This is a genomic window from Streptomyces sp. RLB3-17 (genome assembly GCF_007113425.2).
GTDB classification, from domain to species: Bacteria; Actinomycetota; Actinomycetes; order Streptomycetales; family Streptomycetaceae; genus Streptomyces; species Streptomyces mirabilis_D.
The window spans coordinates 2,759,708-2,785,877 of record NZ_CP041610.2 but is presented as its reverse complement, the minus strand read 5'-3'; the positions used below and the strand labels follow the sequence as shown (position 1 = coordinate 2,785,877).

At 70.4% G+C, this 26,170-nt stretch carries 27 protein-coding genes; 17 read left to right on the top strand and 10 right to left on the bottom strand.

Annotated elements, in window-relative coordinates:
* Window positions 1-27: 27 nt before the first annotated feature.
* From FNV62_RS13045 to FNV62_RS13030, 4 genes are all read right to left on the bottom strand, one after another.
* Window positions 28-861 (bottom strand): FMN-binding protein, encoded by an 834-nt coding sequence (locus FNV62_RS13045; protein ID WP_082416781.1) that lies wholly within the window; start codon window positions 859-861, stop codon window positions 28-30.
* Window positions 862-880: 19 nt separating this feature from the next.
* Window positions 881-2,260, bottom strand: a complete 1,380-nt coding sequence (locus tag FNV62_RS13040) for a ferric reductase-like transmembrane domain-containing protein (RefSeq protein ID WP_075027619.1) — start codon at window positions 2,258-2,260, stop codon at window positions 881-883.
* An 82-nt stretch (window positions 2,261-2,342) separates the two neighbouring features.
* Window positions 2,343-2,852: an FMN-binding protein gene (locus tag FNV62_RS13035; protein ID WP_097283941.1), complete on the bottom strand. Its 510-nt coding sequence runs from the start codon at window positions 2,850-2,852 to the stop codon at window positions 2,343-2,345.
* 7 nt (window positions 2,853-2,859) lie between these two features.
* On the bottom strand, window positions 2,860-4,230 hold the full coding sequence (locus tag FNV62_RS13030) for a ferric reductase-like transmembrane domain-containing protein (protein WP_097283940.1): 1,371 nt from the start codon (window positions 4,228-4,230) through the stop codon (window positions 2,860-2,862).
* 203 nt (window positions 4,231-4,433) lie between these two features.
* On the opposite strand from FNV62_RS13030, the gene FNV62_RS13025 reads away from it, so the two are divergent.
* The gene (locus FNV62_RS13025) at window positions 4,434-5,186 is read left to right on the top strand and encodes a response regulator transcription factor (protein WP_143601092.1); all 753 of its coding nucleotides are present in this window, start codon (window positions 4,434-4,436) and stop codon (window positions 5,184-5,186) included.
* Complete coding sequence (locus tag FNV62_RS13020; protein ID WP_143601091.1) at window positions 5,183-6,691, top strand: sensor histidine kinase; 1,509 nt, start codon at window positions 5,183-5,185, stop codon at window positions 6,689-6,691. Before FNV62_RS13025 ends, FNV62_RS13020 begins: the two co-directional genes overlap by 4 nt.
* Here FNV62_RS13020 and FNV62_RS13015 read toward each other — a convergent pair.
* From FNV62_RS13015 to FNV62_RS13005, 3 genes are all read right to left on the bottom strand, one after another.
* Window positions 6,688-7,377, bottom strand: coding sequence for a L,D-transpeptidase family protein (locus FNV62_RS13015; RefSeq protein WP_097283938.1), 690 nt, complete (start codon window positions 7,375-7,377; stop codon window positions 6,688-6,690). The two genes, FNV62_RS13020 and FNV62_RS13015, sit on opposite strands and share 4 nt — an antisense overlap.
* A gap of 3 nt (window positions 7,378-7,380) precedes the next feature.
* Complete coding sequence (locus FNV62_RS13010) at window positions 7,381-7,968, bottom strand: pyridoxamine 5'-phosphate oxidase family protein (RefSeq protein ID WP_097283937.1); 588 nt, start codon at window positions 7,966-7,968, stop codon at window positions 7,381-7,383.
* Window positions 7,969-8,102: 134 nt separating this feature from the next.
* On the bottom strand, window positions 8,103-8,969 hold the full coding sequence (locus FNV62_RS13005; RefSeq protein WP_097283936.1) for a hypothetical protein: 867 nt from the start codon (window positions 8,967-8,969) through the stop codon (window positions 8,103-8,105).
* Between the two features lie 307 nt (window positions 8,970-9,276).
* Between FNV62_RS13005 and FNV62_RS13000 the strand changes: the two genes are divergently transcribed.
* From FNV62_RS13000 to FNV62_RS12980, 5 genes are all read left to right on the top strand, one after another.
* Window positions 9,277-10,470 carry an argininosuccinate synthase gene (locus tag FNV62_RS13000; RefSeq protein ID WP_054230626.1) on the top strand — a complete coding sequence of 398 codons (1,194 nt, stop codon included), beginning with the start codon at window positions 9,277-9,279 and terminating at the stop codon, window positions 10,468-10,470.
* 121 nt (window positions 10,471-10,591) lie between these two features.
* The gene (argH, locus tag FNV62_RS12995) at window positions 10,592-12,025 is read left to right on the top strand and encodes an argininosuccinate lyase (RefSeq protein ID WP_054230625.1); all 1,434 of its coding nucleotides are present in this window, start codon (window positions 10,592-10,594) and stop codon (window positions 12,023-12,025) included.
* 161 nt (window positions 12,026-12,186) lie between these two features.
* Window positions 12,187-13,158 carry an aldo/keto reductase gene (locus tag FNV62_RS12990; protein ID WP_143654723.1) on the top strand — a complete coding sequence of 324 codons (972 nt, stop codon included), beginning with the start codon at window positions 12,187-12,189 and terminating at the stop codon, window positions 13,156-13,158.
* Between the two features lie 106 nt (window positions 13,159-13,264).
* Window positions 13,265-13,810: a TetR/AcrR family transcriptional regulator gene (locus FNV62_RS12985; RefSeq protein ID WP_054230623.1), complete on the top strand. Its 546-nt coding sequence runs from the start codon at window positions 13,265-13,267 to the stop codon at window positions 13,808-13,810.
* Window positions 13,811-13,812: 2 nt separating this feature from the next.
* A complete protein-coding gene (locus FNV62_RS12980) occupies window positions 13,813-15,336 on the top strand; it encodes an MFS transporter (RefSeq protein ID WP_144315238.1) in 1,524 nt (507 codons plus the stop codon).
* Window positions 15,337-15,423: 87 nt separating this feature from the next.
* Here the strand turns inward: FNV62_RS12980 and FNV62_RS12975 are convergent, their stop codons facing one another.
* Window positions 15,424-16,095 (bottom strand): lysophospholipid acyltransferase family protein, encoded by a 672-nt coding sequence (locus FNV62_RS12975; protein WP_054230621.1) that lies wholly within the window; start codon window positions 16,093-16,095, stop codon window positions 15,424-15,426.
* Window positions 16,096-16,313: 218 nt separating this feature from the next.
* Here FNV62_RS12975 and FNV62_RS57060 point away from each other — a divergent pair, with 218 nt between their 5' ends.
* From FNV62_RS57060 to FNV62_RS12960, 4 genes are all read left to right on the top strand, one after another.
* Window positions 16,314-16,439, top strand: coding sequence for a hypothetical protein (locus FNV62_RS57060; RefSeq protein WP_257040256.1), 126 nt, complete (start codon window positions 16,314-16,316; stop codon window positions 16,437-16,439).
* Window positions 16,440-16,636: 197 nt separating this feature from the next.
* A complete protein-coding gene (locus tag FNV62_RS12970; protein WP_144315237.1) occupies window positions 16,637-17,836 on the top strand; it encodes a glycerophosphodiester phosphodiesterase in 1,200 nt (399 codons plus the stop codon).
* Between the two features lie 74 nt (window positions 17,837-17,910).
* The gene (locus tag FNV62_RS12965) at window positions 17,911-18,417 is read left to right on the top strand and encodes a sigma-70 family RNA polymerase sigma factor (RefSeq protein WP_060902346.1); all 507 of its coding nucleotides are present in this window, start codon (window positions 17,911-17,913) and stop codon (window positions 18,415-18,417) included.
* 46 nt (window positions 18,418-18,463) lie between these two features.
* Entirely contained in the window at window positions 18,464-18,967 is a 504-nt protein-coding gene (locus FNV62_RS12960; protein ID WP_097283931.1) for a GNAT family N-acetyltransferase, read from the top strand.
* An 82-nt stretch (window positions 18,968-19,049) separates the two neighbouring features.
* Here FNV62_RS12960 and FNV62_RS12955 read toward each other — a convergent pair whose 3' ends face one another.
* Both FNV62_RS12955 and FNV62_RS12950 read right to left on the bottom strand, forming a co-directional pair.
* Window positions 19,050-19,424, bottom strand: a complete 375-nt coding sequence (locus FNV62_RS12955) for a hypothetical protein (protein WP_097288849.1) — start codon at window positions 19,422-19,424, stop codon at window positions 19,050-19,052.
* Window positions 19,425-19,533: 109 nt separating this feature from the next.
* Window positions 19,534-19,893 (bottom strand): hypothetical protein, encoded by a 360-nt coding sequence (locus FNV62_RS12950; protein WP_054230617.1) that lies wholly within the window; start codon window positions 19,891-19,893, stop codon window positions 19,534-19,536.
* Window positions 19,894-19,962: 69 nt separating this feature from the next.
* On the opposite strand from FNV62_RS12950, the gene FNV62_RS12945 reads away from it, so the two are divergent.
* The 6 genes from FNV62_RS12945 to cbiE all read left to right on the top strand — a co-directional run bounded on the left by FNV62_RS12945 (window position 19,963) and on the right by cbiE (window position 25,873).
* The gene (locus tag FNV62_RS12945; protein WP_144315236.1) at window positions 19,963-20,610 is read left to right on the top strand and encodes an HAD family hydrolase; all 648 of its coding nucleotides are present in this window, start codon (window positions 19,963-19,965) and stop codon (window positions 20,608-20,610) included.
* 374 nt (window positions 20,611-20,984) lie between these two features.
* The gene (locus FNV62_RS12940) at window positions 20,985-22,019 is read left to right on the top strand and encodes a methionine ABC transporter ATP-binding protein (RefSeq protein WP_054230615.1); all 1,035 of its coding nucleotides are present in this window, start codon (window positions 20,985-20,987) and stop codon (window positions 22,017-22,019) included.
* Window positions 22,016-22,753 (top strand): methionine ABC transporter permease, encoded by a 738-nt coding sequence (locus FNV62_RS12935; RefSeq protein ID WP_097283929.1) that lies wholly within the window; start codon window positions 22,016-22,018, stop codon window positions 22,751-22,753. The genes FNV62_RS12940 and FNV62_RS12935 overlap by 4 nt, the downstream gene beginning before the upstream one ends.
* Window positions 22,754-22,853: 100 nt before the next feature.
* A complete protein-coding gene (locus tag FNV62_RS12930; RefSeq protein ID WP_075027598.1) occupies window positions 22,854-23,684 on the top strand; it encodes a MetQ/NlpA family ABC transporter substrate-binding protein in 831 nt (276 codons plus the stop codon).
* Between the two features lie 163 nt (window positions 23,685-23,847).
* Window positions 23,848-24,486, top strand: coding sequence for a GNAT family N-acetyltransferase (locus tag FNV62_RS12925; RefSeq protein WP_054230612.1), 639 nt, complete (start codon window positions 23,848-23,850; stop codon window positions 24,484-24,486).
* Window positions 24,487-24,661: 175 nt separating this feature from the next.
* Window positions 24,662-25,873, top strand: coding sequence for a precorrin-6y C5,15-methyltransferase (decarboxylating) subunit CbiE (gene cbiE / locus FNV62_RS12920; RefSeq protein ID WP_144315235.1), 1,212 nt, complete (start codon window positions 24,662-24,664; stop codon window positions 25,871-25,873).
* Window positions 25,874-26,170: the final 297 nt, after the last annotated feature.

Genomic DNA, 26,170 nt, shown 5'->3' with positions numbered 1-26,170 from the left:
CGCAGGGCGGGCGGCTCCTGGTCCGGGTCAGCCACCGGCCTTGTCCAGGGCCGACTGCAGGGACTGCTTGTAACCGGTGCTGGTGTAGGTCGCACCGGAGACGGCGTCGATGTTCGCGTTCCCGGCCGCGACCGCTTCCTGGTTGAGCTTGGGCACGGCCATCGCGGTCTTCTGGTCGCTCAGCCCGCCCTTGGGCGCCTGCACGGCCTCGGACTTGGTGATCTTTCCGCCGCTGACGGTGATACGGACCTGGACCGCCCCGTACTGGGTCTGGGCGACGCTTCCGGTGACCGTCTTGGCCTGTGCGGCGGGCGCCTGGGACGAGGAGCCGGCGGAACCGGCGGAGCCCGCACCCGCGGACCCGGTCGATCCCGCGGCTCCCGAGGAACCGCTGCCGCTCGCCTTGGCCTTGTCGAGGGCCGACTGCAGCGACTTCTTGTATCCGGCGCTCGTGTAGCTGGCACCCGACACCGCGTCGATGTTCGCGCTGCCCGCGGCGACGGCCTCCTGGTTCAGCTTGGGCACGGAGGCGTTGCTGACCTCGGTGCTGCGTCCGCCGCTGGGAATCTGGACGACCTCGGACTTGGTGATCTTTCCGCCGCTGACGGTGATACGGACCTGAACGGGCCCGTACTGGGTCTGCGCGACGTCGCCGGTGACCGTCCGGGCCCCCGTGGACGACTGCTGCGCGCTGCCGCCCTGGGGCGACTCCTGACCCGCCACCGACTGCTGGGGCGCGGCGCCCTGTGCCGACGCGGACGCCGGATCGGAGGCGGGCTTCAGCGACAGCAGCAGGACGATTCCGGACACGGTGGCGGCGCCGGCCAGCACGACACGCCGCAAGGGGTGGCTCTTCTTCATCGCTCCTGACTCCCGTCGCTCACATCTCGAACGACTCGTGATGGATGCGGCGGGCGGGGACCCCCGCGCCGCGCAGTGCTTCGTAGACCTGCTGCGCGAAGCCGGGCGGCCCGCACATGAAGACGTCGTGGCGGTCGATGTCCGGCAGCTTGCGGCTCAGTGTCTCCGCCGAGATGTCCGGACGCTCGCCCTCGGGGCTGTTCACCGCGTACATCAGCCGGGCCCCGCGCTCCTCGGCGATCGCCGCCAGCTCGTCCCACAGGGCCAGGTCCTGGGTGGTGTTGGCCCGGTAGAGCAGCGTCAGGTCGCCCGCCGCGCCGGGCAGCGTCTCGAACAGCGCCCGCATCGGAGTGATGCCGACCCCGCCCGCCACCAGCAGCACCTTGCCGCGGCTGCGCTTGCCCGCGGTGAGCGCCCCGTACGGGCCCTCGGCCCAGACCCGGGTGCCGGGCTGCAGGTCGCGCAGCGCCGAGCTGTGGTCGCCGATCGCCTTCACCGTGATGCGCAGCATGTTGGGGCGGGGCGCCGCCGACAGCGAGTACGGGTGCGAGCTGAGCCGCATGCCCGGAGCCAGGAAGCGCCAGCGGAAGAACTGCCCGGCCTCGGCGCCCATGCGGTGCAGCTTGCGCCCGCTGATCAGCACCGAGACGATCCCGGGGGTCTCCTCGATCACGGCCTCGACCCGCATCCGGTGCTTCAGGTTCAGCCGGATCGGCGAGAGGATGCGGTACCAGATCACCAGGGCCGTCACCGACCCGTACAGCCCGTACCAGACCGTCTTGGCGGTCGGCTCGACGGCGAACTCGTTGCCCGTGGACAGCTGGTGCCAGAACGTCAGGAAGACGGCGGCGTAGGTGAGCAGGTGGATGTGGTACCAGGTGTCGTAGCCCATCCTGCGGCGCACCGGGCCCATGGAGAGCAGGCCGATCAGGAACAGCAGACCGGTGCCGATCGCCGCCTTGCCCATGTCGGGCAGCTGGTTGATCGAGTCGATGGTCTGCTGGACGATGTCGCCGAAGCTCTTGCCGGCCTGCAGCGCGTAGCCCCACATGATCAGCACGAGGTGCGCAAGCACCAGACAGATCGTGTACCGGCCGCTCATGGCGTGCCAGCGCGCCACCCGGTCCGAGCCCACCCGGCGTTCCAGGGCGGGCACCCGGGCCATCTGCAGCACCACCAGCGCCATCAGATACCCCGCGAGCAGCCCGGTGATCCGGCCCGCGTTGAGGATCTTGCTGTTGTCGTCGGCGATGGACGGGGTGTTGCTCCACCACAGCCAGATGACCCCGGCCGCGCCCGCCCCGACGGCGAGCAGCAGTGGGACGGCGGGGGAGCGTCGTGGGCGAATACGGCGCAAGGTCTGGCGCCGCGCGGCGCGGCCACCGGCGATCGTGGACACGGTTCCTCCGTGGTCGTCCGTGGGGACGGGGCTAGGGGAGAGGCCCCCTGGCCCAGAGATACGGGCCCCGACGGCCGTGCGTTCAGAGGCCTGCCGAGTCCAGTGCCGATTGGAGGGACTGCTTGTAGCCGTCGCTGGTGTACGAGGCCCCCGAGACGGAGTCGATCTGGGCGCTCTGCGCGGCCAGCGCCTCCCTCCTGAGCTGGGGAATCGCGTAACTGTTGATCTCCTGATCCCGTGGGTTGTCCGTGGGATAGGAGACCGCGGTCACATCGGTGATCTTGCCGTTCTTCAGGGTGATGCGCACCTGGACGGGACCCCAGCGGGTCTGGATCGTGTCACCGGTGACGGTCTTGGTGCCGCTGCTCTTGGTGCTCCCGGACGAGCCTCCCGATGAACTTCCGGACGAGCTTCCGGGCGCGGGTGACCGGGACGGCGACTGTGACGCCGACTGTCCGGCGGAGGACGACGCCTGCGCCACGGTCGGCGGCGTGTGCGGCTTGAGCGACAGCAGCAGGACGAAACCGGTGACGGTGGTGGCCGCCGCCAGCGTCACCCGGCGCAGCGGGCGGTGCTTCTTCAGGGCGTGCACGGTGACCTCACAGCTCGAACGACTCGTGGTGGATACGGCGGTCGGGGACTCCGGCCGCGCGCAGCGCCCCGTACAGGTCCCGCGCCATGGCGGGCGGACCGCACAGATAGACGTCGTGCCCGGCGAGACCGGGCACGGAGGCTCGCAGGGACTCGGCGGTGAACCGCGGACGCGTGCCGTCGGCGCCGTTGACCGCGTACAGGACGCGCGCCCCGCGCCACTGCGCTATCGCCTCCAGTTCGGCGCCGAGCGCGAGGTCCTCGGCCGTGCTCGCCCGGTAGAGCAGCGTCACGTCGCCGGGCCCGCCGGGCAGCGTCTCGAACAGGGCGCGCAGCGGTGTGATGCCGACGCCGCCGGCGATCAGCAGCGCCTTGCGTCCGGTGTGCCGCTCGGCGGTCAGCGCCCCGTAGGGGCCCTCCGCCCACACCCGGGTACCGGGCCGCAGCAGTCCCACGGCGGCACTGTGGTCGCCGAGCGCCTTCACGGTGATCCGCATCCGGTCGGGGCGCGGCGGGGCCGACAGCGAGTACGGCGTCGAGGTCCACCGCATCCCGTCCGAGAGGAACCGCCAGCGGAAGAACTGCCCTGCCTGGGCGTTCAGCTCGTTCAGCCGTTCCCCGCGTACGACGATGGAGAAGACGCCGGGCGCCTCGCGGTACACCGACTCCACGCGCAGCTTGTGCCGCAGGTTGAGCCGCACCGGGACGAGCAGCCGGAACCACACCACCAGCGCTGCCGTGCCCAGGTAGAGCACGTACCAGGCGGCCTGGGCGGCGGTGTCTCCGACGAAGTCCGAGCCCAGCGCGAGCTGGTGGAAGAAGGTGAGGAACACGGCCACGTACGTCAGCAGGTGCAGGTAGTACCAGAACTCGTGGCTGATCCGGCGGCGGGCCGCGCGCGCCGAGGTGATCCCGACCGCGAAGAGGATGAGCGTGCCGGTCGTGGCCTTGAGCATGTCCGGGTAGTCGAACACCACGCTCAGCGTCTCGTGCACGATGCCCGCCCCGTCCTGGGCGGCGTACCCGAAGAGGATCAGCGTGACATGCGCCACCAGCAGGCTGACCGTGTACCGGCCGGCCATGGCGTGCCAGCGGGCCACCCGGTCGGAGCCGATCCGCCGCTCCAGCAGGGGCACCCGGGCCATCAGCGCCACGAGCACCGCGCAGCTGTAGCCGCACAGCAGCCCGGCGATCCGCCCGGCGTCCGTCAGCCACCCGGCGAGGCCCACCACCGACCGCGTGTCGTACCACCACAGGGCGACGACCGCGCCGACCCCGGCCCACAGCAGGGCCAGCAGGGGCCCGGCGGGCGAGGGGCGCGGTCGTCCGCGTCCGCGTGACGGGCGAGGGACCGCTGTCCGCTCGTACACCGTGGTCATATGTCCGTCCTTCCGGCTGTCCGGGAGGAAACTGTGCTTCGGCAACTTCTGAGCAGCCTCTGAACGGGCGCCCTCGTCGCGGATTCACAGGAAACGCAGAGCGGCGCATGCGGCCCACTCGGGCGCACGCGGCCCACTCAGAGGAAACTCAGAGGCGGGAAGGGCGCTGCCGACTCCGGCGAGGGGCGATCCTGGAAGACGACATGAACACTCCCCGCTCCCGAGGCACCGGCCTGCCCGCGCTCACCCGCCCCGACGGCACCCCCGTACGCGTCCTCGTCGTCGACGACGATCCCGACCTGGCCGAGGTGCTCTCCGGCGCCCTGCGCTACGAGGGCTGGGAGGTCCGCACGGCGGGCGACGGGGCCTCGGCCGTCACCGAGGCACAGGAGCTGATGCCGGACGCCGTCGTCCTCGACGTGATGCTCCCGGACACCGACGGCTTCGCCGTGCTGCGCACCCTGCACACCGTGCACCCCGAGGTCTGTGTGCTCTTCCTCACCGCGCGGGACGCCGTCGAGGACCGCATCGCGGGCATCACCGCGGGCGGTGACGACTACGTGACCAAGCCGTTCAGCCTGGAGGAGGTCGTCGCCCGGCTGCGCGGCCTGCTGCGCCGCGCGGGCATGGCCCGGCAACTGGACGAGGGCCCGCGCCTGACCGTCGGCGACCTCGTGATGGACGAGGAGGCCCGCGAGGTGACCCGGGGCGGCGAGCTGGTCGAGCTGTCGCCGACCGAGTTCGAACTGCTGCGCTTCCTGATGCGCAACCCGCGCCGGGTCCTCAGCAAGGCGCAGATCCTCGACCGCGTCTGGTCCTACGACTTCGGCGGTCAGGCCCATGTCGTGGAGCTGTACATCTCGTACCTGCGCAAAAAGGTGGACGCGGGCCGCGAGCCCATGATCCACACGGTGCGGGGCGCCGGGTACGTGATCAAGCCGGTGGCCGGACGATGAGCGGGCGCCGGTGGCCACGGGTGCGGGCGGTCGTACGTCGGCTGCCGCTCCCGCGCACGATGCGGGCCCGCCTCACCGCCGGGCTCCTGGTGCTGCTCGCCGTCAGCTGCGCCGCCGTCGGGGTGGCCGCGGTGTACGAACTGAACGGCTTCCTCACCGGCCGCCTCGACCAGCAGCTGCACGACGTGGGGGTGCGGTTCCCCGCGAGCCTGGAGCACGGCACCGTCAAACCGTCGGACCATGACGGCGACGAGAACGGCGACACCCGGCGGCAGAGCACCGGCACCTTCGGCGCACGGCTGGTCGGCCGGGACGTCACCAACGCGGCCGTCGTGCCCTCCGGTCAGAACATCACCGACCTGAACGTGTCCCTGACCACCTCCGACCGGCAGACCCTGGCCGGCATCCCCGCCGACGGCCGCGCCCACACCGTCTGCCTGTCGGCACTCGGCGACTACCGCGTGCTGGGGGCGCGCGGACTGGACGGCGACGTCCTGGTCACCGGACTGCCGATGGAACCGGTCCGGGCCGCCGTGCACCGCCTGGAACTGGTCGCCGGCTGTGTCTTCGGCCTGGCCCTCGTGGTCGCCGGAGTCGCCGGAGCCCTGTGGGTGCGCTGGTCGCTGCGCCCACTGAGCCGGGTCGCCGCGACCGCGACCCGGGTCAGTGAGCTGCCGCTCGCCAGCGGTGAGGTGGCGCTGCCGCCGCGTGCGCCGGAGCAGGACCCGCGCAGCGAGGTGGGCCGCCTCGCGGGCGCCTTCAACCGGATGCTCGGCCATGTCGAGGACGCCCTGACCAAGCGGCACGCGAGCGAGGAACGGCTGCGCAGCTTCGCGGCCGACGCCAGCCATGAGCTGCGCACGCCGGTCGCCTCGGTCCGCGGCCACGCCGAGCTGGCGCTGCTGCACCCGGACCCGGTGCCGCCCAAGGTCACCCGGGCCCTCGAGCGCATCGCCGCCGAGTCGGCGCGGATGGGCGAGATGGTCGACGATCTGCTCCTGCTCGCCCGCCTCGACGCGGGCCGCCCGTTGGAGCGCCTTCCGGTCGACCTCACCCACCTCGTCCTCGACTCGGTCACCGACGCCCGCGCCGCGGGACCCGACCACCGCTGGACGCTGGAGCTCCCGGAGGAACCGGTCACGGTGACGGGCGACGCCCACCGTCTCCAACAGGTGTTGGCCAACCTGTTGGCCAACGCCCGTTGGCACACACCTGTTGGCACCAAGGTCACGGTGTCCCTGGAGACCGACGCCGACACGGCCGTCCTGACGGTCCACGACGACGGCCCGGGAGTCCCGGAGGACGTCCAGCCCGGCGTCTTCGAACGCTTCACCAGAGCCGACCGCCGCCGCACCGGTGGAGCGGGCGGTGGCGCGGGCCTCGGGCTGTCCATCGTGGCGGCCGTGGTGGAGGCGCACGGCGGCACGGTCGAGCTGGAGAGCCGTCCGGGGGCGACGACGTTCACGGTCCGGCTGGGCGCCCAGCCACGAAGCACCCGCACCTAGTAACGGGTGATCGCAGTCCCCCCACTCACCGTCCCGATCGCGATACGCGGCCCCCGCGCCGGATCGACCCACGCCAGAACCCGCCGCATCGCCTCCCCCGACACCGATACACAACCAGCCGTCGCCCCGGACCCGTGGACGTGCAGGAAGATTCCCGCCCCGCGCCCCCGCACGGGCCGCTCGTAGTTGAACCCCACGACCAGCGCGTAGGCGTACTGCGTCTCGTACGCGATCAGATGCTCGGACTCGGACGCGCGGCAGTCGGCCGGCCGCGGCTCGGTCCACCGGTTGTAGGAACGGGAGTCGTTGTCCTCGCACCACCAGGACTCCTCCCGCACCCGCCGGTAGCGAACCGTGGTACCGGCCGGCGCCGCCTTGATCCCGAAGGCGAACGGAAGGTCGTACAGCCCCGTGGGCGTCGTGTTCGATCCCTGCTTGCGTGAGCCCCCCTCCGCCAGCCCCTTCGCCCCGAAGCGCGCCGCCGCCGAACCGGCCTTCACCCAGTGCCCGTCCCGCCGGTCCCACCAGGTGAGCGTGCCCGACGTCGAGCCCTCGCGGGGCGCCTGAGCCGTGATCAGCTGGCTGCCGCCACCGGTGTCCGCCATCTGCTCGGGGAGGGTGGGCGGATCACTCGGGACCAGGGCGAGCAGGGACGCGGACGCGAGGGCGGCGGCTGCGAGGCGCATGGCTCAGACCGTACGGGGAGGCAGTGGGAGCGGCAGCCCGGGCAGGCCGTCCAGGCTCGTCGCCACATGGTCCTTCTTGGTGAAGTACTCGCTCAGCGAGGCGTCGTCCTCGCGCGCGAAGCGCTTGCCGTGCAGGTCGCGGTCCGCTTCGTAGGACATGAAGGGCACCGCGTAGCCGCAGGTGTCCCGGACGAGTTCGGCGGTCACGACGATGATCGCGCGCAGACCGTGCGGGGTCGGGTCGATGTCGGGGAAGTGCGTGAGCAGTTCCCCGAAGCGGGGGTCGTCGCGGAAGACGGGCTCGCCGTGGCCGTGCACCCGGACGATGTTCGGCGGGCCCTGGAAGGCGCACCACATGAGGGTGATCCGGCCGTTCTCCCGGAGATGGGCGATCGTCTCCGCGTTGCTTCCGGCGAAGTCCAGGTAGGCGACGGTGAGTTCGTCGAGGACGACGAACGAGCCCGTGAGACCCTTGGGGGAGAGGTTGACCGTGCCGTCCCCGGACAGGGGTGCGGTCGCGGTGAAGAAGAGGGGCTGCGCCTCGATGAACGAACGAAGCCTGCCGTCTATGCGCTCATAAGTCTTTCCCATGTCTAATGATTATTGGGCAAGACCATTCGTCTGTCTAAGGAATTCACCCGTCCGGGGCATGGGTTCGCAGGGCGGACGGATCCGTGGCCGCCGCGCCCCGGTCGGCAGACGGGGCGCGGCGGCCACGGAAGACATCACTTGTTGAGCGTGCAGGTCGCGAGGGAGTCCAGACCCGTGGGCTTGGCCGCGGTGCGTCCGATGGAGATGGCGATGCGGTCGATGGTCGACTTCCGCTTGTCCGCGAGGGGGCCGAGGATCGCGTTCTGCACGAAGTTCGGTCCGCCCTGGCCGACGGTGTTCGCCAGTCGGGTGTTCGCCTCGGTGATCTGGGTGTTCAGGAGCGTCAGGTTGCGGGTGACCTCGGCCTGCGCGGTGGCGGGGATCGCGGGCAGCTTCGACGCGACGTCCGGGCAGGTGATGGTGCCGGCGGCGGTGGTGCTGCCGGTGTTACCCGTGGCGCCCGTGTTTCCGGTGTTCCCCGTGTTGCCTGCCTGCTGGGTGGCCGTCGCGCTCGGGGCCGCGGTGGCCGCGGCGCCGCCCGCGTTCACGCCGTTCGCGTTCAGGGTGCAGGGCGCGAGCGAGTCGAGACCCGTGGGCTTGGCCGCGGTGCGGCCGATCGCGGTGGCGATGCGGTTGATCGTCGCCACCCGCTTGTCCTTGAGGGGGCCGAGGATCGCGTTCTGGACGAAGTTGGGGCCGCCCTGGCCGACGGTGTCGACGAGCCGCTTGTTGGCCTCGGCGATCTGGGTGTCCAGGAGGGTGAGGTTGCGGGTGACCTCGGCCTGCGCGGAGGCGGGGATCGCGGGCAGGCTCGGCGCGACGGCCGGGCAGTTCACCGTGCCCGGGGAGGTCGCGGCCTTGGTGGTGGCGTTCGTGCCGCTCTTGGACGTCTCCCCGGCCAAGGCGTTGCCGGCGATCACGGCTCCGGAGAGCACCACCGCGGCGGTGCCGCCGATCATCAGGACGCGGCGCTTGTTGTACTTCGGAAGGGCCCTGGACATGCGGAAGCCTCACTCGGTTCGGGGGTGGGGGACCGTCCGGTGGTCGTCCGGGCGGTCCGTTGCTCGTCGCGCCTCGGTCCGCGAAGACCTCGGCGGCAAAACCTCTGTGTGCGAAAACCTCGGTGTACAAAAACGCGGCGCCTGCGTTCGGGGAGAGGTACGAGAAAGCGCGTTCCGTCGTTCAAACACCCTCAGACATTTTCGATCAGGGTTCTCCATGTCCTCTTCGGGGGCACCCGTGATTGACGAATCATGCGGAGTACTGCATACTCATGCATACCAGCGAATGCAGTGTGAGGAGAAACCCGTGACCGAGCGCGTCGTACTCGCCTACTCAGGCGGTCTGGACACCTCCGTCGCCATCGGCTGGATCGCCGAGGAGACGGGCGCCGAGGTCATCGCTGTCGCGGTCGACGTCGGTCAGGGCGGCGAGGACCTGGACGTCATCCGCAAGCGCGCCCTCGCCTGCGGTGCCGTCGAGGCCGAGGTCGCGGACGCCAAGGACGAGTTCGCCGAGGAGTACTGCCTCCCGGCGATCAAGGCCAACGCCCTCTACATGGACCGCTATCCGCTGGTGTCGGCCCTCTCCCGGCCGACCATCGTCAAGCACCTCGTCGCCGCCGCCCAGAAGCACGGCGCCACCACGGTCGCCCACGGCTGCACCGGCAAGGGCAACGACCAGGTGCGGTTCGAGGCCGGCATCGTCGCCCTCGCGCCCGACCTCAAGTGCATCGCCCCGGTCCGCGACTACGCGATGACCCGTGACAAGGCGATCGCCTTCTGCGAGCAGAAGAACCTCCCGATCGCCACCACCAAGAAGTCCCCGTACTCCATCGACCAGAACGTCTTCGGGCGCGCGGTCGAGACGGGCTTCCTGGAGGACATCTGGAACGCGCCGATCGAGGACATCTACGAGTACACCTCGAACCCGGCCGAGGTCCGCGAGGCCGACGAGGTCGTCATCTCCTTCAAGGAGGGCGTCCCGGTCGCCATCGACGGCAGGCCCGTCACCGTCCTGCAGGCCATCCAGCAGCTCAACGAGCGCGCCGGCGGCCAGGGCGTCGGCCGGATCGACATGGTCGAGGACCGGCTCGTGGGCATCAAGTCCCGCGAGGTGTACGAGGCCCCGGGCGCGATCGCGCTCATCACGGCCCACCAGGAGCTGGAGAACGTCACCGTCGAGCGTGAACTCGCCCGCTACAAGCGGCAGGTCGAGCAGCGCTGGGGCGAACTGGTCTACGACGGCCAGTGGTTCTCCCCGCTCAAGCGCGCCCTGGACGGCTTCATCGACGAGGCCAACCAGCACGTCAACGGCGACATCCGGATGACCCTGCACGGCGGCCGCGCGGTCGTCACCGGACGGCGCTCCGAGACCTCGCTCTACGACTTCGACCTGGCGACGTACGACACGGGCGACACGTTCGACCAGGCCGCCGCCAAGGGCTTCATCGACATCTACAGCCTGTCGTCGAAGATCGCCGCGAAGCGGGACCTCGTGTAACGGCTCGCACAACGGCTCGCGTACGACGAGGTCCACCCCACACGCACTAGCCTGACAGCCGCCTCCTCACTCACGGGTGGGGAGGCGGCGGCACATCCAGACCTTCCGAGGAGCAACGCAAGTGAGCAGCAACAGCGGTGACGTCCGGCTCTGGGGCGGCCGTTTCGCCGACGGTCCCGCCGAGGCGCTGGCCAAGCTGTCCGCGTCCGTCCACTTCGACTGGCGGCTCGCGCCGTACGACATCGCCGGTTCGCGTGCCCACGCGCGCGTACTGCACAAGGCGAACCTCCTGGACGACGACGAGCTGACGCGGATGCTCGCGGGCCTCGACCAGCTCGAAGCCGACGTGGCGGACGGCTCCTTCGTGGGCACCATCGCCGACGAGGACGTGCACACGGCCCTGGAACGCGGGCTGCTGGAGCGCCTCGGCCCCGACCTCGGCGGCAAACTGCGCGCGGGTCGCTCCCGGAACGACCAGGTCGCGACGCTCTTCCGCATGTGCCTGCGCGACCACGCCCGTACGATCGGCGGACTGATCGCCGACCTCCAGGACGCGCTGATCGGCCTCGCGGAGGCGCACCCGGACGTGGCGATGCCCGGCCGTACGCACCTCCAGCACGCCCAGCCGGTGCTCTTCGCCCACCATGTGCTGGCTCACGTCCAGCCCCTGTCCCGGGACGCGGAGCGGCTGCGCCAGTGGGACGAGCGGACGGCGGTCTCGCCGTACGGCTCCGGCGCGCTCGCCGGCAGCAGCCTCGGCCTGGACCCGGAGTCGGTGGCGAGGGACCTCGGCTTCGAACACGGCTCTGTCGCGAACTCCATCGACGGCACGGCCTCCCGCGACTTCGTGGCGGAGTTCGCCTTCATCACCGCGATGATCGGCGTGAACCTCTCCCGGATCGCCGAGGAGGTCATCATCTGGAACACGAAGGAGTTCTCCTTCGTCACCCTGCACGACGCCTTCTCCACCGGCTCGTCGATCATGCCGCAGAAGAAGAACCCGGACATCGCCGAGCTGGCGCGCGGCAAGTCGGGCCGTCTGATCGGCAACCTGACGGGCCTGATGGCGACGCTCAAGGCGCTTCCGCTCGCGTACAACCGCGACCTCCAGGAGGACAAGGAGCCGGTCTTCGACTCCATCGACCAGCTCGAGGTCCTGCTCCCGGCCTTCACCGGCATGATGGCCACGCTGACCGTGCACCGCGAGCGCATGGAGGAGCTGGCCCCGGCCGGCTTCTCGCTCGCCACGGACATCGCCGAGTGGCTGGTCAAGCAGGGTGTGCCGTTCCGCGTCGCCCACGAGGTCGCCGGCGAGTGCGTCAAGGTCGCGGAGGCCGACGGCAAGGAGCTGAACGACCTCACCGACGAACAGTTCGCGAAGATCTCGGCCCATCTCACCCCCGAGGTGCGCTCGGTCCTGAACGTCCCGGGTGCCCTCGCCTCCCGCGACGGACGCGGCGGTACGGCACCCAGCGCGGTCGCCGTCCAGCTCGCCGAGGTGAAGGCGGACGTGGCGGCCCAGCACGCGTGGGCCACGGCCAAGAAGAAGCGGTAAGAAGAGCGTCCCGCAAGGGGCGCGGGGAACCGTGCGACAAGCCACGGTGAACTCGCACTCGCCGAAGCACCGCACGCACCGAGCTCTGAGGCGCGAGCCGAAGGTCATCGCGGGTTACGTTGGTCAGGAGCCGCACCGGAGCCGACCGAACGGAGCCCGCGATGCCCTTCGCCCGTCTCGCCACCGCCACGACGCCCACCTGCCACATCGGCCTGGGCCTCGCCGCCGTCGGCCGCCCGGGTTACATCAACCTCGGCCGGGACCATGACCTCGGAGAGGATCGCAGCGTCGAGACGCTGCGCGCCCGCACCCACGAACTCCTGGACGCCGCCTACGCGCAGGGCGTGCGCTACTTCGACGCGGCCCGCTCCTACGGCCGTTCGGAGGAGTTCCTCGCCGACTGGCTGAAGAGCCGGCCGGACGTCGACGACGTGGTCATCGGCAGCAAGTGGGGCTACACCTACACCGCGGACTGGACCACGGACGCCGAGCAGCACGAGGTCAAGGACCACACCCTCGCCACGTACGAGCGACAGCGCGCCGAGACCGCCGCACTGCTCGGTGACCGGCTCGACCTCTACCAGATCCACTCGGTGACCCCGGACAGCCCGGCCCTCACCGACAAGGAACTCCACGCGAAACTCGCCGAGGCGGCCGCCCAGGGCCTTTCGATCGGCTTCTCCACGAGCGGGCCCGCCCAGGCCGACGCCATCCGCGCCGCGCTCGCCGTGACGGTCGACGGCGAGCCCCTCTTCCGTACCGTCCAGTCCACGTACAACGTCCTGGAGACCTCGGCGGCTCCCGCCCTCGCCGAGGCGCACGACGCCGGGCTCACGGTGATCGTCAAGGAGGGCATGGCCAACGGCCGCCTGGCCGCCGAGCACGCGCCGGACGCGGTGCGGGCGATCGCCGAGGAGACCGGCCTCGGCGCCGACGCCGTCGCCCTCGCGCTGATCCTGCGGCAGCCCTGGGCCGGAGTCGTCCTCTCGGGCGCGGCCACCTCCGCCCAGCTCGCCTCGAACCTGCACGCGGCGGTCGTCGACCTGGACGAGGACCAGCTGACCCGCCTCGCGGCGCTCGCGGAGGACCCGGACGTGTACTGGGAGCGGCGCGGGCAGCTGCCCTGGCACTGATCGCAGCGGAAATCCCGGACACCAAAAAAGGCGAAAAATAGGGCACTGGTGAGACTAGCGCGCTCCTGATGAGACAAACATGTCTCACATGGGGTACTGTTGTCTCATGGCCGTCGACCGTGACCACGTGCTGCGCAGCGCAGCCGCCCTGCTCACCCGTAAATCCACCGCCACCATGGACGAGGTCGCCAGGGCGGCCGGGATCAGCCGGGCCACGCTGCACCGCCAGTTCGCCGGACGGGACGCGCTCGTCCGGGCGCTGGAGGCCCTCTGCATCGAGGAGTGCGAGGCGGCACTCGATGCCACCCGCCTCGACGAGGGCACCGCTCAGGAGGCCCTGCGCCGTCTGGTGAAGGAGCTCGAGCGCGTGGCCGGGCTGCTCGCCTTCCTCTACACCGAGAACCAGCTGTTCGAGGGCGAGGGACAGAACGAGGGCTGGGCCCGGCTCGATGCCCGGATGGCCGCCCTGTTCCGGCGCGGCCAGGAGGGCGGCGAGTTCCGCATCGACCTCAGCCCCGCCTGGCTCACCGAGGCGCTCTACGGGCTCATGGCCTCGGGCGCGTGGGCCGTGACCGAGGGCCGCGTCGCCGCCAAGGACTTCCACTACATGATCGTCGAGCTGCTGCTCGGCGGCGCACTACGGAGAGAGTGATCATGACCAGCACCCTGCAGCCGGCGTTGACGGCGGAGGTGGAGAAGCGTCCGGGCCGTTGGCTCGCGCTCTGCGTCCTCGTCCTCGCCGTGCTGTTGGTGGCCGTCGACGCGACCGTGCTCGGTCTCGCGACCCCTTACATCAGCGAGGACCTGAAGCCCTCCGGCACCCAGCTCCTGTGGATCGGTGACGTCTACTCGTTCGTCATCGCCGGTCTGCTCGTCTCCATGGGCAGCCTCGGTGACCGCATCGGCCGCAAGAAGCTGTTGCTGATGGGCGCCACGGCGTTCGGCGCGATATCGGTGCTCAACGCGTACGCGACGACCCCGGAGATGATGATCCTGGCGCGGGCGCTGCTCGGAGTCGCGGGCGCGACCCTGATGCCCGCCACGCTCGCCCTCATCCGCAACCTCTTCCACGACCCGCGCGAGCGCAGCCTCGCCATCGGCATCTGGGGCGCCACGGCCTCCGCCGGTACGGCGGTCGGGCCCGTCGTCGGTGGCTTCCTGCTCGAACACTTCTGGTGGGGTTCGGTCTTCCTCATCAACGTGCCCGTGATGCTGATCCTCGTCCCCGTCGGCATCAAGCTCCTGCCCGAGTCCCGCAACCCGCACCCCGGCCCCTGGGACCTGGCCAGCGTCGTGCTCTCCCTCGTCGGCATGATCGGCATCGTGTACGCGGTGAAGGAGGCCGCCACGCACGGGTTCACCTGGGAGCCGATGGCCGTGGGCGTGCTCGGCGCCGGGGCCCTCTACGGCTTCGTACGCCGTCAACTCGCGATGCCCGAACCGCTGCTGGACATGCGGCTGTTCCGCAACCGGGGCTTCTCGGCGGCGGTGCTCGCCGATCTGCTGACCGTCTTCGGCCTGTCCGGACTGGTCTTCTTCCTGTCCCAGTACCTGCAACTCGTCCAGGGCAGGCCGCCGTTCCAGGCGGGGCTCGCCGAACTGCCCGCCGCCATCGGCGCGGTGGGAGCGGGTCTGATCGCGGGCTCGGCCGCGCGCCGCTACTCGGTCCGTGCCGTGGTCTCCGGTGGTCTCGCCGCCGTGGGCCTCGCGCTCGGCGTGCTCACCCTGCTGAACCAGTCCACCGGGTACGCGGTGCTCGGCTCGGCACTTCTGATCGTCGGCGTCGGCGCGGGCTTCTCGTTCACCGTCACCGCCGACGTGATCCTCTCCAGCGTGCCCAAGGAACAGGCCGGCGCCGCGTCCGCGGTCTCCGAGACGGCGTACGAGCTCGGCGCCGCCCTCGGCATCGCCCTGCTCGGCTCCATCGTGACCGGCGTCTACGCGGGCTTCACCGGCCCCGCGGGCACCCCGGCAGGGGCCCATGACTCCCTGGGCGGCGCGGTGGAGGCGGCGGCAACCCTGCCGACCCACACCGCGGAGGCCCTGCTGACCGCGGCTCGCACGTCCTTCGTGGACGGCCTGGCACTGGCGTCCGGCATCGGAGCGGCGGTACTGCTGGCCACAGCGGCAGCGGCATGGTTCCTACTGAAGGGCCAGAACCTGGAAACCGGGGTCTGAGAGGGGCACGCCCCTCAGGGGCGCGAGGAACTGCGCGACCAGCCACAACTCACCCGCAGGCAAGACACGGCCGAACCGCCGGAGGCGCTACGCGGCCTTGGCCTTCGTGGCGTACATGTCCACGTACTCCTGCCCCGACAACCGCATGACCTCCGTCATCACGGAGTCGGTCACGGCCCGCAGCACATACCGGTCACGGTCCATGCCTTCGTACCGCGAGAACTCCATCGCCTCACCGAAGCGGACCGTGACGCGGCCCGGCCGCGGCATCCCCGCACCGCCGGGCTGCAGCTTGTCCGTGCCGATCATCGCGAACGGGACGACCGGGGCGCCGGTCATCAGGGTGAGGCGGGCGATACCGGTGCGGCCGCGGTAGAGCCGGCCGTCGGGGGAGCGGGTGCCCTCCGGGTAGATGCCGAAGACCTTGCCCTCCTCCAGAATGCGACGGCCGGTCATCAGCGCCGCGACACCACCGTTGGCGCCGTCCCGGTCCACCGGGATCATGCCGACACCGGTGAAGAACCAGGCCATGAGGCGGCCCTTGAACCCCTTGCCGGTGACGTACTCGTCCTTGCCGATGAAGAGCACCTGCCGGTCGCAGACCAGGGGCAGGATCATCGAGTCGATGAACGTGAGGTGGTTGCCGGCCAGGATGACGGGGCCGTCGCCCGGGATGTGCTCCACGCCTTCCACCCGTGGGCGGAACATCAGGCGCATGATCGGTCCGAGCACTGCCTTGATGAGCGCGAAGCGGGACAACGGGCCCTCCGGTGTCAAGGGATCGGTATGAAGTATGTGCAGGTGAGGACGATACTCGCGGCCCCCCGGTGATTGCACATCGGGTTCACCGACTGGATACGGACTGTTGACCAATGTTTACCTGAGGTGGCGGGCTGTTGCGCGTTCGTCACACGGACGGAAGCATGTGACGTATCTCGCGACGGCTTCGGCCGCCACGCCGGACGAGTCGCACAGGTTTGCCGAACGAGTCGCACGGTGCGACCGCCGACGCCCGCCGCCGCGCCCACGCGGCCCAGCACGTCAGCGACTCCGGGGCCGTCAGCGCCGCCCGGGACCGGGACCCCGGAACCGTGAACCTCTGACCGCGTACCCGGACCGCGTACCCACCACCGTCACCCCGAAACTGACGGACCGCCAGCTCTCTTGTTCCGTACTGCTGTTCCGTACGCCATCCAGTGGCACCCACGTGTTCCGCCACAGGTCTCCCTCCCGTCACGGAAGGGAACCTACGATCGACCCGCTTTGACAGGTACGGGGCGGTACGGCGGGAGGAGCGCTCATGGGGACGCAGGGGACGCAGGGGACATCGGAGTCGCGGGAGTCGAACGGGCAGGACCGGGGCACGGCGCGCCGCGCGCTGCTCGGGGCCGCGGTGCTCGGCGCGGGCGGAGCGGTCCTCGGCCTGCCGGGCGCGGCGAGAGCCGACGAGCGGCACGGGAGCGGCGGCCACGGCGGCTACAAGAGCCTGCCCAAGCCGACCGTCATCGGGCACCGGGGCGCCAGCGGCTATCGGCCCGAGCACACCTTCGGCTCGTACCAGCTGGCCCTCGACCTGGGCGCCGACGTCGTCGAGGCCGGTGACCTGGTGCCCACCAAGGACGGCCACCTCGTCTGCCGGCACGAGCCGGAGATCGGCGGCACCACCGACGTGTCGGCGCACCCCGAGTTCGCCGACCGCAAGACCACCAAGACCCTCGACGGCATCCCCACCACGGGCTGGTTCACCGAGGACTTCACCCTCGCCGAGCTGAAGACCCTGCGGGCCGTCGAGCGCATCCCCGCCAACCGCCCGCACAACACGCTCTACAACGGCCGCTGGGAGATCCCCACCTTCGAAGAGGTACTCCGCTGGCAGGACGAGCAGACCCGCAAGCGCGGCAAGCAGGTCTGGATCTACCCCGAGACCAAGCACCCCACCTACTTCCGCGCGCTGGGCCTCGGCCTGGAGGAGCGCCTCGCCACGGTGCTCCGCAAGCACGGCAAGGACAAGAAGAACTCGCCGGTCATCATCCAGTCCTTCGAGCCGACCAGCATCCAGCGCCTCGACAAGCTGGTCGACAACCCGCTCGTCGTGCTGCTCTCCGCCGCGAACACCCGCCCCTGGGACTTCGCCACGACGGGCGACCCGCGCACCGTCGCCGACCTCGTCAAGCCCGAGGGCCTGAAGTGGATCGCCTCGTACGCCCAGGGCATCGGACCCACGCTCGACCTGGTCATCCCCAAGGACGCGAACGGCGCCCTCACCACGCCGACCACGCTGGTCGCCGACGCGCACCGCGCGGGCCTGATCCTGCACCCGTACACCATGCGCAACGAGAACACCTTCCTGCCCGCGAACTTCCGGCGGGGCACCGACCCGAACGCCTACGGCGACGCCTTCGGCGCCTTCAGGACCTACTTCGCCACCGGCATCGACGGCGTCTTCTCGGACAACGCGGACACCGCGCTGCTCGCCCGCGAGGACTTCGTCAACGAGTGATCCACTCACCCCGGATGGGGTGACAGTCCCCCGCCCCGGCAACCCTGTGCCGGGGCGGCGGCGTCCCGCCGCATATGACCCACGAGATGGTTTCCACCCTGCGTCCGCTGCTCGCCGCCGAGGCCTCGGCGGAAGGCCTTGCGTCCGGGACCGAACCGTGCGACCTCGAACAGGCCGTCTGGCTGCGCCTGCTGGAGCGCCTCGACTCGGACGGGCCGCCCGCCGACCCGCAGGGCTGGTTGCGCCGCGCCGTGCGCTCCGAGGTCCGCCGCACCCGCCGTACGGCCCGGTACGAACGGCCGTACGTCCGCGAACCCGCCGACGAGAGCGGCCCGGACCCCGAACAGCAGGTGATGACCGCCGACAGTCGGCGCGCCCTGCACGACGCGGTCCGGCGGCTGCCGGGCCGCTGCCCCGGTCTGATGGCGGCACTGCTCTCCCCGAAGGACCTCACCTATCGGGAGATCGCAGGCGAGTTGGGTATCTCACAGGGCAGTCTTGGTCCGGAACGTTCCAGATGCCTGGGATGTCTGCGTCGATTGCTCTCTCCGGTGGTTGCGGCCCGCGCACCACGGGGATAGGAGTGGGGGACGACCGGTGGAACAGGTGAGCGGGAGGCATGCACACATGGGCATGAGCGTGACCATCTCGGCGGCGACCGAGCAGGACGCAGAGCAGATCCTCAAGCTGCAGTACCTCTGCTACCAGAGCGAGGCCGAGCTGTACGGGGACTACGGCATCGAGCCGCTCACGCAGCCGCTCGACTCCCTCAGGGCGGAGTTGACGGACGGTACGGTCCTGGTGGCCAGGCTGGGCGAAGAGGTGGTGGCCTCGGTCCGCGGAGCCGTGGACCCGGACGGCACGGCCCGTATCAACAAGCTCATCGTCCATCCGCGCATGCAGCGCCACGGCCTGGGCGGGCGGCTGCTCGCCGCGATCGAGACCAAGCTCGCGACGGACGGCGCGGCCAAGTCCTTCCAGCTCTTCACCGGCCACCGCAGCGACCGCAACCTGCGGATGTACCGCAAGCACGGCTACGCGCAGGTCTCCACGGAGCGCGTCGACGAGCGGCTCACCCTGGTGACCCTGCAGAAGGGCGCCGACACGGGCGCGTTCGTGACCAGCGCCTGACGAGCGATCGTGTTCCGGGCCCGAGCCACGGCTACGGGCCCGAGGTACGGCTACGGCCCGAGCCACGGCTACGGCGCCCGAGCTACGCCGACCGGTCGGCCGTACGCGCCTTGCGCAACCAGTACATGGCCGACAGCGGCAGCAGCACCGGAATGAACAGATAGCCGATCCCGTAGTCCGACCACACGGTGGCGTCGGGGAAGGCGGACGGCTCGACCAGCGTCCAGGTTCCGACGGTCAACACGCCCACGAGCTCGGCGGCGCAGCACACCAGCGCCGCCCTGCGGGCCGTTTCGCCGCCGCGCACGAGTGAGTACGTGATGAAGCCGTAGACGAGGCCCGCGACCGCCGACAACGAGTAGGCGAGCGGGGCCTTGTCGAACTCCGTCGAGATCTGGACGGCGGAGCGCGACACGGCGCCGACGACCATCACGCCGTACAGCCAGAGCAGCAGCATGCCGGGGCCGCTGATCAGCCGGGTGCGCTTCTTCTCCGGACTCTCCCGACTCTCCCGGCCCTCCTGATTCTCCTGCGGCGCGGTCCCGTTCTCCTCCGTGGCCGTCATCTCAGCCTCCCCAGATGTCATAGAGCCGCACCTCCAGTACGGCGAGGACGACACCGCCGGCCGCCACCGTGATCGATCCCCAGCGGGTGCGCTCCGCCAGCGACATGAAGCCCGCGGCCGGAATGCACGCGAAGGCACCGAGCAGATACGCCACGAAGATCGTCGTGCCCTGGCCGGGCTTCTCGCCACGCGCCAGCTGGACGATTCCGACCACCAGCTGGATCACGGCGAGCAGGGTCACCACGGCCATGCCGATGAAGTGCCAGTCCTTGGTGGGCTGATCACGGTGGGCGGCCCAGCCGCACCAGGCGGCGAGCGCGAGCGCGGCGACGGCGGTCGCGACCGTCAGGGCATCAAGCATGCCGTGACCCTATTACGGGCCAAAAGGCCCGATGCCCTCGCCCCCGGGCTGCCCCGTAGGGTCGAGCGCATGAAGATCCACGCTGATGCCCTGCTGTTCGACAACGACGGGACGCTCGTCTCATCCCTCGAGTCGGTGAACCGGTGCTGGACACGATGGGCGCGCGAGTACGGGATCACCGCGGAGGACTTCGCCCGGATCGAACTGCACGGCCGCCCCGCCGCCGAGATAGCCGCCGACCTGCTGCCGACCGACCTCGTCCCCGAGGCGCTCGCGCGCATCGAACTGCTGGAGGTCGAGGACGTCCCCGGCGGCGTCGTCCTGCTCCCCGGCACCGCGGCGTTCCTCGACTCGCTGTCGGCCGACCGCTGGGCCGTCGTCACCTCCGCCACCCGGCGACTGGCCGAGGCCCGGCTCGCCGAGGTCGGTGTCCGGCCCAAGACGCTGATCTCCGCCGACGACGTCACCCGTGGCAAGCCCGACCCCGAGCCCTACCTCCTCGCCGCCCGTGCACTGGGCGTCGACCCGGCCCGGTGCGTCGTCTTCGAGGACGCCCCGGCGGGCCTGCAGGCAGGCCGCGCCGCCGGGATGACCACCGTGGCGTTGGCCACAACCCACGAGCCGTCCGAGCTGGACGCGGACCTCGTGGTGAAGGACCTCTCGGCCCTGTCCGTACTGGTCACCGACGGGGGAGTGGAGATCTCCACCCGCGGCTGAGAGGTGTCCACCGCTGTCCGCAATGCGGACAGCGGTTCTGGGTCCCGCCTGTACGTCTGCTTTACTTGATCCCATGACCACGACGAGCAGCCGCATCCTTGCGACCGAGGCGACCATGACGCCCGGTGCTCGTTGTATGTGTCGAATGTGCGCCTTCTAGAGGGCCCCCGCACCACCGCCCCGTCTCGCGCCCCGAAGCGAGACCGCCGCGCCCTGTCCGTACCCCGTACGTGAGCGGCGCCGCCCCGCGCGCATGTTCTCCCCGGATTCATCCGGTTCCATCGCCACCGCGAGAACCGTGTCGCGTTCCCGACCGAATGCACCCGTGCCGGCGCACACCCGCGCCCCGCACTCGACAGTGACGGAAACCCCCAGTGATCACGACAACGGGCCTCACCAAGGTCTACCGCTCGCGCGGCCGTGAAGTGACCGCCCTCGACGGCGTCGATCTGCACGTTCGCGAAGGCGAGGTGTACGGCGTCATCGGCCAGTCCGGCGCCGGCAAGTCCTCCCTCATCCGCTGCGTCAACCTCCTGGAGCGTCCCACCGCCGGCACGGTCACCGTCGCCGGACAGGACCTCACCGCGCTCGCCGGCCGCGGCCCGCGCGCGGGCAAGGAGCTCCGCCAGGCGCGCAGTCGTATCGGCATGGTCTTCCAGCACTTCAACCTGCTGTCCTCGCGCACCGTCCAGGACAATGTCGAGCTGCCGCTCGAAATCCTTGGCCTGTCAGGGAAGGAACGATCCTCCAAGGCGCTCGGGCTGCTCGACCTGGTCGGTCTCTCCGACAAGGCCAAGGTCTACCCGGCCCAGCTCTCCGGCGGCCAGAAGCAGCGCGTCGGCATCGCCCGCGCCCTGGCCGGCGACCCCAAGGTGCTGCTCTCCGACGAGGCCACCAGCGCCCTCGACCCCGAGACCACCCGCTCCATCCTCCAGCTGCTGCGCGACCTGAACCGGCAGCTGGGCCTGACCGTCCTGCTCATCACCCACGAGATGGACGTCGTCAAGACGATCTGCGACTCGGCCGCGCTCATGGAGAAGGGCCGCATCGTCGAGTCCGGCACCGTCAGCGAACTGCTCGCGACCCCCGGCTCCGAACTCGCCGAGGCGCTCTTCCCGGTGAGCGGCGAGCCGTCCGGCGACGACCGCACCGTCATCGACGTGACCTTCCACGGCGAGGCCGCGACCCAGCCCGTCATCTCGCAGCTCTCGCGCACGTACAACATCGACATCTCGATCCTCGGCGCCGCGATGGACACCGTCGCCGGCAAGCAGGTCGGCCGGATGCGCATCGAACTGCCCGGCCGCTACGAGGAGAACGTCGTGCCGATCGGATTCCTGCGCGAGCAGGGCCTGCAGATCGACATCCAGGGCCAGCAGCCCGTGCTCGCGACGGACGGTGCCAAGTGACCTGGTCGGAGATGCAGCCCCTGTTGTCCCAGGCGTGTTGGGACACGCTCTACATGGTCGGCTGGTCCACGCTGATCGCGGTCGTCGGCGGTCTGCCGCTCGGCGTTCTGCTCGTCCTGACCGACCGCGACGGACTCCTGCAGAACGTCGTCGTGAACAAGGTCATCGGGCAGGTCGTGAACATCGCCCGCTCGCTGCCGTTCATCATCCTGATGGTCGCGCTGATGAACTTCACGCGCACGATCACGGGAACGACCATCGGACGCGAGGCGGCGATCGTGCCGCTCGCCGTCGGCGCGATCCCCTTCTTCGCGCGCCTGGTCGAGACGGCGGTCCGCGAAGTGGACGGCGGTCTCGTCGAGGCCGTGCAGTCGATGGGCGGCAACACCTGGACCGTCGTGCGCAAGGTGCTCGTACCGGAGTCGCTGCCGTCGCTGATCTCCTCCGCGACCACCACGATCGTCGCCCTCATCGGCTACTCCGCGATGGCCGGCACCGTCGGCGCCGGCGGCCTCGGCGACATCGCCATCCGGTACGGCTACCAGCGCTTCGAGACCGGACTCATGTGGATCACCGTGGCGATCCTCGCGGTTGTCATCTCCCTCATCCAGTTCGCCGGCGACTACGCGGCCCGCACCCTGCACCGGCGCGGCGGCCACTCCGGCGCCGCCCCGAAGCTGCGGCTGCTTAAGGCCAGGGAGCCCGCCACCGCGGAGGTCGGCAAGGTCGCCTGAGACCGTCCGAACACCCCCTCCGGTTCTCTCCCCCCACCCGCAGATTTCCCCGTAACCACCCACCACGGGGTCGCTCCACCCTTAAGGAAAGGCACTTTTCGTGCGTAACACCGCAAAGATCACCACCGCAGTCCTCGCCGCCGGAGCCCTCACCCTCGGCCTCTCCGCCTGCGGCTCGGACAAGAGCAGCAGCGCCTCCGACACCAGCGGTCCGCTGGTCGTGGCCGCGAGCCCCACCCCGCACGCCGAGATCCTCGACTACATCAAGGACAACCTGGCGAAGAAGGCCGGCCTCGACCTGCAGGTCAAGGAGTTCACGGACTACGTCACGCCGAACACGGCGACCGAGGACGGGTCCGTCGGCGCCAACTACTTCCAGAACCAGCCGTACCTCGACGACTTCAACAAGAAGAACGGCACCCACATCGTGCCCGTCGTCACGGTCCACCTGGAACCGCTCGGTCTCTACTCCCACAAGATCAAGAAGACCGACGAGCTCAAGAGCGGTGCGACGGTCGCCGTCCCGAACGACACGGTCAACGAGGCGCGGGCGCTCAAGCTGCTCGCCTCCAAGGGACTCATCACGCTCAAGGACGGCGCGGGCAACAGCGCGACCACCCAGGACATCGCGAAGAACCCGAAGAACCTCAAGTTCAAGGAGCTGGAGGCGGCTCAGACCCCGCGCTCCCTGGACGACGTCGACGCCGCGGTGATCAACGGCAACTACGCCATCTCGTCCGGCCTCAAGCCGGCCAAGGACGCGCTCTTCCTGGAGTCCGCGACGAACAACCCCTACGGCAACTTCCTCGCCGTCAAGAAGGGCAACGAGAGCGACCCGCGGGTGAAGAAGCTCGCCAAGCTCCTGACCTCGCCGGAGGTCAAGAAGTTCATCGAGGACAAGTACGCCGGTTCGGTCATCCCGTCGTTCTAGTTCCGGTCGTCCCGTCGTTCCGGTCGGGTCACCGTACGGGGTCCACTCCATCACTCGGAGTGGACCCCGTGGTGCAGTTCGGTGGCCTCATGCTGCATGCTGGGCAGTTCAGCGGGCCCGAAGGATCCGAGGGCCCGACGTCCCGACGGTTATGGAGCGGCGCATGACCAGCACCTTCCCCGACATCTCCATCAGCACGGAGCGGTTGGTCCTGCGTGCGCTCGACGAGGACGACGTCCCCTCCCTGGCCGCGATGATGAACGACGAGCAGGTCGGGGCCTGGACCGACGTGCCCCAGCCCTACACCGAGGACGCGGCCCGCACCTGGATCACCGAGTACGCGCCCACCGAACGCACGGCGGGCCGGGGACTCGACCTCGCCGTCACAGAGTTCCTCACCCAGCGCCTGGTCGGCATCGTGCAACTCGCCAAGACCAACTGGCATGTGCGCTCCACCGAACTGTCGTACGTCATCGCCCCCTGGGCCCGCGGCGAGGGCTACGCCTCCGAGGCGGCGCTCGCCACCGCCCAGTGGCTCTTCCGCGACCAGAAGTTCGAGCGCATCGAACTGCGCACGGCGGCCGACAACACCGCCTCCCAGCAGGTCGCCCAGAAGATCGGCTGCATCAGCGAGGGGGTCCTGCGCAACGCCTGTATAGCGCACACCCGCACCGAGGACGGCCGCTGGGTGGACCTGCGCACCGACTTCATCATCTGGAGCCTCCTCCCGGAGGACCTCGACGGAGTCGGCGACCAGCTCGCCGACACGGGTGGTTTCACGTCGTTCTCCGACTGGAACTGAACCGGCGGGATTCCCTGCGCCGAATCCGGGGGACGTCCCGCAGCGCGATCCGAAGAACCGCTCCCACCCGCCGGCGACCTGTGCGCCCGCACCCAGCAACACCAGGTACCCTCACGGAGCCCGCCCGCGGGCTGCCCACCGACGACCTGCGAAAACCTTCTGGAGACTGACGACGATGGCCGACCGGGTCACGGTGATCGGCTGGGACGGCTCGCCCTTGACCGCCGCGGCGCGCTCCGCCCTCGGCGCGGCCACCCTGGTGGCCGGAGCGGCGCATCACCTGGCGCTCCCCGAGGTACCCCGGGCCGCCGAACGCATCCGTCTCGGCAGCGTCTCCCTCGCCGCCCGTCGCATCGCGGGCCACCGCGGCAGCGCCGTCGTCTTCGCCGACGGCGACCCCGGCTTCTTCGGAGTCGTACGCACCCTGCGTGCCCCCGAGTTCGGCCTGGAGGTCGAAGTCGTGCCCGCCGTCTCCTCGGTCGCCGCCGCCTTCGCCCGCGCCGGCATGCCCTGGGACGACGCGCAGGTGGTCGTGGCGCACCGCCGCACCCTGCGCCGCGCGGTGAACGTCTGCCGCGCCCACACCAAGGTCGCCGTTCTCACCTCGCCCGGCGCCGGCCCCGCCGAACTCGGCCTGCTCCTCGAAGGCGTCCACCGCACCTTCGTCATCTGCGAGGAGCTCGGCACCGCGAGCGAGCGGGTCACCATCCTCACCTCCGACAAGGCCGCCGACCACACCTGGCGCGACCCCAACGTCGTCATCGTCATCGGCGGTTTCGTGGCCGCGGCCGAGGACGGCGGCTGGATCGCCGGACGCGACCCGGGCGCCGGCCCGCGCGGCTGGGCGCTGCCCGCCCAGGCGTACGGCGGCGCGCTGGGCGAAGGCGAAACGGATCTGCTGCGCGCCGCCCAACTCGCCCGGCTGGGCCCGCGCGTCGGAGACCTCGTGTGGGACATCGGCTCCGGCAGCGGCGCCTTCGCCACCGAGGCGGCGCGCACCGGCGCGGCGGTCATCGCCGTCGACCGCAACCCCGGCTCCTGCGCCCGCACCGAGGACTCCGCGCGCCGCTACGGCGTCCAGATGCAGATCGTGCACGGCACCGCGCCGCACGTTCTGGAGAACCTCCCCGAACCCGATGTCGTACGTGTCGGCGGCGGGGGAGTGCAGGTCGTCTCGGCCGTCGCCGACCGCCGTCCGCAGCGCATCGTGACGCACGCGGCGACCCGTGACGCGGCCGAACTCGTGGGCCGTGATCTCAGCGAGCACGGATATCAGGTCGAATGCGCCCTCATTCAGTCCGTCGAACTCGACACAAGGGCCTGGACGGAGACCGAGCGGAGCGTCGCGTTCCTGCTCACAGGCCGTCTGCCCGATCGCAACCCGTGATCCTGTTGTCGTACCGCGCGCGGTAGGCTGGCCGATCGTTGTACCGCTCCAGGGCGATCGGCCTTTCGTAGGCCAATGTCCCGAAAACGCGCCCGTTTTGAGGCGTGTGTGGTACGGCAGAACCTGAGGACGCGCAACGTGGCGCAGTCCACAGCGGGCCGTCGCGGGTCAAGCTGTCGCGAGGGTCGGACGACCGGGACAATGCCCGTTAATGGCTTTGTCGTCTTTGTTGGCCGGTCGTTCGTGCCGCTGGGCACGCACGCTCGTTCTTCACTGCGGGGCGGTCGGTGCGCCGTT